This window comes from Mangrovicoccus algicola (assembly GCF_014903745.1).
Lineage (GTDB): Bacteria > Pseudomonadota > Alphaproteobacteria > Rhodobacterales > Rhodobacteraceae > Mangrovicoccus > Mangrovicoccus algicola.
Map to the genome: position 1 here is coordinate 41,537 of NZ_JACVXA010000039.1, position 6,378 is coordinate 47,914.

The following is a 6,378-nucleotide window of genomic DNA, read 5'->3' on the forward strand; positions in this document are numbered from 1 at the left end:
CATGGCAGAGCAAACACAACGTCCGCGCAAGGTGCTGCGCCTCTCGGGCGCCGAGGCCCGTTCCTTCCTGCAGGGGCTCGTCACCAACGACATCGAGAGGCTGAAGGACGGGGCGGTCTATGCCGCGCTGCTGACCCCGCAGGGCAAGTACCTGTCGGATTTCTTCCTGGTCCCCGACGGGGCGGAGGCGGTGCTGATGGATCTGCCCGCCGCCCATGCCGAGGCGGTGGCGCAGCGGCTGAGGCTGTACAAGCTGCGCGCGAAAGTGACCATCGAGACCACGGAGCTGGGCGTGGAACGCGGGCTGGGCCCGGTGCCCGAAGGCGCCTTTGCCGATCCGCGCCATCCCGCCCTGGGCTGGCGCCGCTACGGGCCGGACCTGGCCGAGACGCCCCGGGTCGCCGCGATGATCGAGGCCGCGCGCATCGCGCAAGCCGTGCCGGAGGCGGATCTGGAGCTGATCCCGAATGACAGCTACATCCTGGAGGCCGGGTTCGACCGGCTCAACGGCGTGGATTTCCGCAAGGGATGCTATGTCGGGCAGGAAATCGTCGCGCGCATGAAGCACAAGACCGAGCTGCGCAAGGGACTGCGCCCGGTCAGCGTCTCCGAACCCGTCCCGGTCGGCACGCCGGTCCTGTCCGCGGGGAAGACGGCGGGAACGCTCTACTCCCAGGCGGAGGGGCTGGGGCTGGCCTTCCTGCGCTTCGACCGGATCGGCCCGGAGATGACGGCAGGCCCGGCACGCGTGGAACTGGCCGCGGGCGACTGACCGGCCCGCAGCCGCGCACCCTCACCGAAGCGCCCGCCGCGATGCCCGGCCCCGGGCAAGCCCCCCCTTCCGGGCGGTGCCGGGCCGGGTCAGGTCCGTGCCCCCCGATCAGGCGGCCGACGGACGCCGCCCCCGGAATGCGACCCCGGGATGCCCGGCAGCGGCGCTCATTCCTCTGCCAGGATGTCGAGGAAAGCGGGGCCGAACCGTTCGGCACGGCGCGCATCCAGGATCGTCTCCATCATGGCGATGTCGCGCGGACGCATCTCGGCGATGCGGGCGATCTGTCCGGCCGAGCAGCTCAGCGGCTTCAGCGTGCCGCAATCGCCGCGCGCCAGCTCGGCCTGTGCCGATAGCAGCCGGTCATAGAGCGTCCCGGAGCGCGAGCCCGCCAGCCGCCGCCGCGCCGGGTGCAGCCGCTCCGCCTCGCCCGCGATCACCTCCAGGAAGGCCGCGCCATAGGCCTCGAGCTTCTTCGCCCCGACGCCGCCGATGCGCGCCATCTCGTCCAGGCCCTGCGGCCGCCGCTCGGCCATCTCGGCCAGGGTCTTGTCGTTGAAGACCACATAGGCCGGCACTTGCTGCGCCTCCGCCAGCGCCCTGCGCTTGGCCTTCAGCGCCGAGAAAAGCGGCGCATCCTCCTCGGGGACCATCTCCTTTGCGGCGGGACGGCGCTCCGCCCTGGCCATCGCGTCCCTGCGCAGGTCGACCCGGACCTCGCCCTTCAGCACCGGGCGGGCGGCCTCGGTCATGTAGAGCGCGCCATGGCGTTCGGTATCGGGCCGCAGCAGGTCGCGCCCCATCATCTGCCGGATCAGCCCCTGCCACTGGGTCTTCGAGAATTCCCGGCCGCAGCCGAAGGTCGGCAGCCGGTCATGACCGCGGATCTTGACCTTCTCGGTCTCGGATCCGGTCAGGATGTCGATCAGATGCCCCGCGCCGAAGCTTTCGCCGGTGCGCAGCGCCGCCGACAGCACCTTCTGCACCGCCACCGTGCCGTCGATGATCTCGGGCGGGACCTGGCACTGGTCGCAATGGCCGCAGGGGTCGGACTCTTCGCCGAAATAGCCCAGCAGCACCTGCCGGCGGCATCCCAGCGCCTCCGCCAGGCCCAGCAGGGCGTTCAGGCGGCCATGATCGGCATCCTTGCGTTCGGGCGGCGCGGCGCTTTCGTCGATCTGGGCGCGGCGCAGGCGGATGTCGTCCTGGCCATAGAGCGTCATCGTCTCGGCCGGGCCGCCATCGCGCCCTGCGCGGCCGATCTCCTGGTAATAGGCCTCGATGGATTTCGGCAGGTCGGCATGGGCGACCCAGCGGATGTCGGGCTTGTCGACCCCCATCCCGAAGGCGACCGTGGCCACCACGATCAGCCCGTCCTCGCGGCTGAACCGGGTTTCCACCATCCGCCGGTCCTCGGCATCCATGCCGCCGTGATAGGACACCGCCTCGTGCCCGTCCTTGCGCAGGGCATCGGCCAGCTGCTCGGTCTTGGCGCGGGTGCCGCAATAGACGATGCCCGACTGGCCCTTGCGCGCGGCGGCGAAGGACAGGATCTGGCGGCGGGGATTGTCCTTGGGCTGGAAGGCCAGGTGGATGTTCGGCCGGTCGAAGCCCCGCAGGAAGGTGTCCGGCTGCCCTCCGCCGAAGAGCCGCGTCACGATCTCCGCCCGGGTCTCGGCATCGGCGGTGGCGGTGAAGGCGGCGACCGGCACGCCCAGATCGCTGCGCAGCGCGCCGATGCGCAGGTAGTCGGGGCGGAAATCATGGCCCCACTGGCTGACGCAATGCGCCTCGTCCACGGCGATCAGCCCGACGCCCAGCCGCTGCATCAGCATGCGCGTGCCCGAGGCGGCCAGCCGTTCGGGCGCCATGTAGAGAAGCTTCAGCCGCCCTTCATCGATGGCGCGGAAGACCTCCTCGGTCTCTTCCTCGGTATTGCCCGAGGTCAGCGCGCCCGCCTCCACGCCGACGGCCCGCATCGCGCGGACCTGGTCGCGCATCAGCGCGATCAGCGGCGAGATGACCACGGTGACGCCCTCGCGGCAGAGCGCGGGCAGCTGGTAGCACAGGGATTTGCCGCCGCCCGTGGGCATGATGGCCAGCGTGTCGCGGCCCGCGATGACGGCATCGACGATCTCCTCCTGTCCGGGGCGGAAGGCGTCGAAACCGAATATCTCCGACAGCAAGCTGCCGGGGGACCGGAAAAGCCCGTCTGGCATGGGGCGAAGGCCTGTTCTTGTCTGCTGCTCGTTCCGGCATAACTCTGACACAACAAGCCCCGGTTAACAAGCAAGGCCCCGATGCCTCCCCGTTTCGAACGCTTCATCGCCCCGGCCCGCCCGCGCAGCGGATTGTGGCGCACCCTCCTCGCGATCCTTGCGATCCTGGTGCTGACCTTCGCGCTGCAGGCGGCGGGATTGTGGGCGGCGGTCGGGCTGCTCGGCCCGGGCGCGCCCGCGGTGCTGGAAGACCTGGCCGGGGGCGCCACGCCGCTGTCGGTGCTGGTGCTGCTGGCCAGTTTCCTGCCGCTGGTCCTGTCGGTGCTGCTGGTCACGCGGCTCTTGCTGCGGCGCCCGCCCGCGACGCTCTGGGGCGAGGGATGGCTGCCGGATTTCCTGCGCGCCGCGCTGGTGATGGCGCTGGTGATGACGGCATTCCTCTGGGTGGCGCCCGGGGATGGCGACGCCGCCGCGTCGCTGAATGTCGACCCGGTCCTGTGGGCTTCGCTGCTGCTGCCGGCGCTTATCCTGATCGCCGGTCAGACGCTGGCCGAGGAACTGATGTTCCGCGCGCTGCTGATGCAGCAGCTGGCCGCGCGGCTGCCGCGATGGCCGCTGATCTGGTTCTGGCTGCCGGCGCTGCTTTTCGGCGCGGCCCATTACGCGCCGGGGCTCGGGGTCATGTCGCCCCTGGCGATGGGCTACGCGCTGGCCTTCGGGCTCGCCGCGGCGGACCTGACCCGGCGCAGCGGCAATCTGGGCAGCGCCTGGGGGCTGCACCTGGCCAACAACGCCTTCGCCATCCTCGTCTTCTCCAGCGAGAGCCAGCTTTCGGGACTGGCGCTCTGGCATGTGCCCTACCCGGTGGAGGCGCTGCAGGCGCAGCCCTGGCTGGCGCTGGTCGACCTCGTCCCGCTGGCCCTGGCCTGGGCGATCCTGGCCCGGCCGACGGCGCGCTGATTGCAATTCCCCCGCAGCGTCAGTATCTGAGGCGCAACGGTGACACAGGCAGGCTCATGAACTGGATTTCGAACTACGTCCGTCCCAAGATCAACTCGCTTTTCTCCCGCCGGGAGATGCCCGAGAACCTGTGGACCAAGTGCGACGAGTGCGGCACCATGCTGTTCCATCGCGAGCTGCGCGAAAGCCTGAATGTCTGCACCAATTGCGGCCACCACATGGCGATCACCCCGCGCGACCGGTTCATCGCCCTGTTCGACGGCGGCATGTTCGCCGAGGTGAAGGTGCCCGCGCCGGTCGCCGACCCGCTGCATTTCCGCGACCAGAAACGCTATCCCGACCGCATGAAGGCCGCGCAGCGCAGCACGCATGAGCAGGAGGCGATGCTGGTCGCCACCGGCGAGATCGGGCGCACCCCGATCGTGGCCGCCGCGCAGAATTTCGGCTTCATGGCCGGGTCCATGGGCATGTATGTCGGCAATGCGATCATTGCCGCCGCCGAAACGGCGGTGAAGCAGGGGCGGCCGCTGGTGCTGTTCTCCGCCGCCGGGGGCGCGCGCATGCAGGAAGGCATCCTGTCGCTGATGCAGATGCCGCGCAGCACCGTCGCCGTGCAGATGCTCAAGGAAGCGGGCCTGCCCTATATCGTCGTGCTGACCCATCCCACCACCGGGGGCGTGACGGCCAGCTACGCGATGCTGGGCGACGTGCAGATCGCCGAGCCCAACGCGCTGATCTGCTTTGCCGGGCCGCGGGTGATCGAGCAGACGATCCGCGAGAAGCTGCCCGAGGGGTTCCAGCGCGCCGAGTACCTGCTGGAACACGGGATGCTGGACCGCGTCACGCCGCGCGGCGAGATGCGCACCGAGCTGATCACCATCACCCGGATGCTGATGGGCCTGCCGCCGGCGATCATGGGCGAACTGCCCGCCCCCGGCACCCCGGCCGAGCCCCAGGCGGAAGAATGACGCAGGGGTCCGACGCGCTGCTGGCGCGGATGATGACGCTGCACCCCAAGGTGATCGACCTGACGCTGGACCGGGTGGAGCGGCTTCTGGCGGCGCTGGACCATCCCGAAACGCGCCTGCCCCCGGTGATCCACATCGCCGGGACCAACGGCAAGGGATCGACCCTGGCGATGATCCGCGCCGGGCTGGAAGCCGCGGGCGGGACCGTGCATGCCTATACCTCGCCGCATCTGGTGCGGTTCCACGAACGCATCCGCCTGGCCGGGGAGCTGATTTCCGAGGATGCGCTGAACGCGCTGCTGGATCAGTGCCTTGCCGCCAACGGCCCGGACCCGATCACCTATTTCGAGATCACCACCTGCGCAGCCTTCCTGGGCTTCTCGCGCGTGCCCGCGGACTGGTGCCTGCTGGAGACCGGGCTGGGCGGACGGCTGGATGCCACCAATGTCCTGGACCGGCCGCGCCTGACGGTCATCACCCCCGTCAGCCTCGACCACCAGCAATATCTCGGCGATGCGCTGGGACAGATCGCGGCGGAGAAGGCCGGCATCCTGAAGCCCGGCGTGCCCTGCATCGTCGCGCGCCAGCCCGCCGAGGCGATGGAGGCGATCGAGGCCCGCGCCGCGCGGATCGGCGCGCCGCTGATCGTCTGCGGCCGCGATTTCGATGCCTGGGAAGAGATGGGCAAGCTGGTCTTCCAGGACGCGGACGGGCTGCTGGACCTGCCGATGCCCGCGCTGCGCGGCCGCCACCAGATCGAGAATGCCGGCATGGCCGTGGCCGCGCTGCGCCACCTGGGCATGGCGGCGGAAGCCTGCGAGACCGCGCTGACCGGGGCAGACTGGCCCGCGCGGATGCAGCCCCTGATCGATACGAAGCTGAACGCGCTGGTTCCGAAGGCAGAGCTGTGGCTGGATGGCGGGCACAACCCCTCGGCGGGCGAGGCGCTGGCCGCGACCCTGGCCAAGATGCCCCAGAAAGAGACGATCCTCGTCTGCGGGATGCTGAACACCAAGGACCCGCTGGGCTATCTCAAGCCGCTGGCGGCGCATGTGCGCAACGTGATCGCGGTCGGGATCCCGGATGCCCCGGCCACGCTGAGCGCCGAGGAGACGGCCGCCGCCGCGACGGAGGCCGGGATGCAGGCCAATGCCGCCGAGTCGGTCGCGGCCGCGCTAGCCGCGCTGAACGACGTGGCCCCCAGGGCGCGCATCCTGATCTGCGGCTCGCTCTACCTGGCGGGCGCCGTGCTGCGCGAAGCCTGACCGCGCGGGCGCTCCGGCGCCGCCCCGGCGCAACGGGCGCCGCACCGGCATCTCCCGAGACGGACAGGCAGGCATCCGCCCTGCCCCTGAAGGACCGGCATCCGCCGGAGGCCCGCAGGGAACTGCGCGGCGCGCGCCCGGCGACGGGCGTTTCCGCGCGCGGGCGGGCGGATCGGCCGGACCCTCCGCGCGGC

5 protein-coding genes are annotated in these 6,378 nt (G+C 70.6%); 4 read left to right on the forward strand and 1 reads right to left on the reverse strand.

The window, feature by feature from the left end; genetic code table 11:
- The first annotated feature begins 1 nt into the window (after position 1).
- Positions 2 to 772: a CAF17-like 4Fe-4S cluster assembly/insertion protein YgfZ gene (gene ygfZ, locus ICN82_RS13085; RefSeq protein WP_193183490.1), complete on the forward strand. Its 771-nt coding sequence runs from the start codon at positions 2 to 4 to the stop codon at positions 770 to 772.
- Positions 773 to 939: 167 nt separating this feature from the next.
- On the opposite strand, the gene recQ is transcribed toward ygfZ, so the two are convergent.
- The gene (gene recQ / locus ICN82_RS13090; RefSeq protein WP_193183492.1) at positions 940 to 2,991 is read right to left on the reverse strand and encodes a DNA helicase RecQ; all 2,052 of its coding nucleotides are present in this window, start codon (positions 2,989 to 2,991) and stop codon (positions 940 to 942) included.
- Between the two features lie 81 nt (positions 2,992 to 3,072).
- Between recQ and ICN82_RS13095 the strand changes: the two genes are divergently transcribed.
- Genes ICN82_RS13095 through ICN82_RS13105 form a run of 3 tightly spaced genes read left to right on the forward strand, consistent with a single transcriptional unit; the run spans position 3,073 to position 6,184 of the window.
- Entirely contained in the window at positions 3,073 to 3,951 is an 879-nt protein-coding gene (locus tag ICN82_RS13095) for a CPBP family intramembrane glutamic endopeptidase (RefSeq protein ID WP_193183494.1), read from the forward strand.
- Positions 3,952 to 4,007: 56 nt separating this feature from the next.
- Positions 4,008 to 4,919, forward strand: a complete 912-nt coding sequence (accD, locus tag ICN82_RS13100) for an acetyl-CoA carboxylase, carboxyltransferase subunit beta (protein WP_193183496.1) — start codon at positions 4,008 to 4,010, stop codon at positions 4,917 to 4,919.
- Positions 4,916 to 6,184: a bifunctional folylpolyglutamate synthase/dihydrofolate synthase gene (locus ICN82_RS13105; RefSeq protein ID WP_193183498.1), complete on the forward strand. Its 1,269-nt coding sequence runs from the start codon at positions 4,916 to 4,918 to the stop codon at positions 6,182 to 6,184. Before accD ends, ICN82_RS13105 begins: the two co-directional genes overlap by 4 nt.
- The last annotated feature ends 194 nt before the right edge of the window (positions 6,185 to 6,378 follow it).

What these genes read in the sequence shown, in the direction of transcription:
- recQ (WP_193183492.1), bottom strand. Translation starts at nt 2,991, where the DNA reads ATGCCAGACGGGCTTTTCCGGTCCCCCGGCAGCTTGCTGTCGGAGATA.
- accD (WP_193183496.1), top strand. Translation starts at nt 4,008, where the DNA reads ATGAACTGGATTTCGAACTACGTCCGTCCCAAGATCAACTCGCTTTTC.
- ICN82_RS13105 (WP_193183498.1), top strand. Translation starts at nt 4,916, where the DNA reads ATGACGCAGGGGTCCGACGCGCTGCTGGCGCGGATGATGACGCTGCAC.
- ICN82_RS13095 (WP_193183494.1), top strand. Translation starts at nt 3,073, where the DNA reads ATGCCTCCCCGTTTCGAACGCTTCATCGCCCCGGCCCGCCCGCGCAGC.
- ygfZ (WP_193183490.1), top strand. Translation starts at nt 2, where the DNA reads ATGGCAGAGCAAACACAACGTCCGCGCAAGGTGCTGCGCCTCTCGGGC.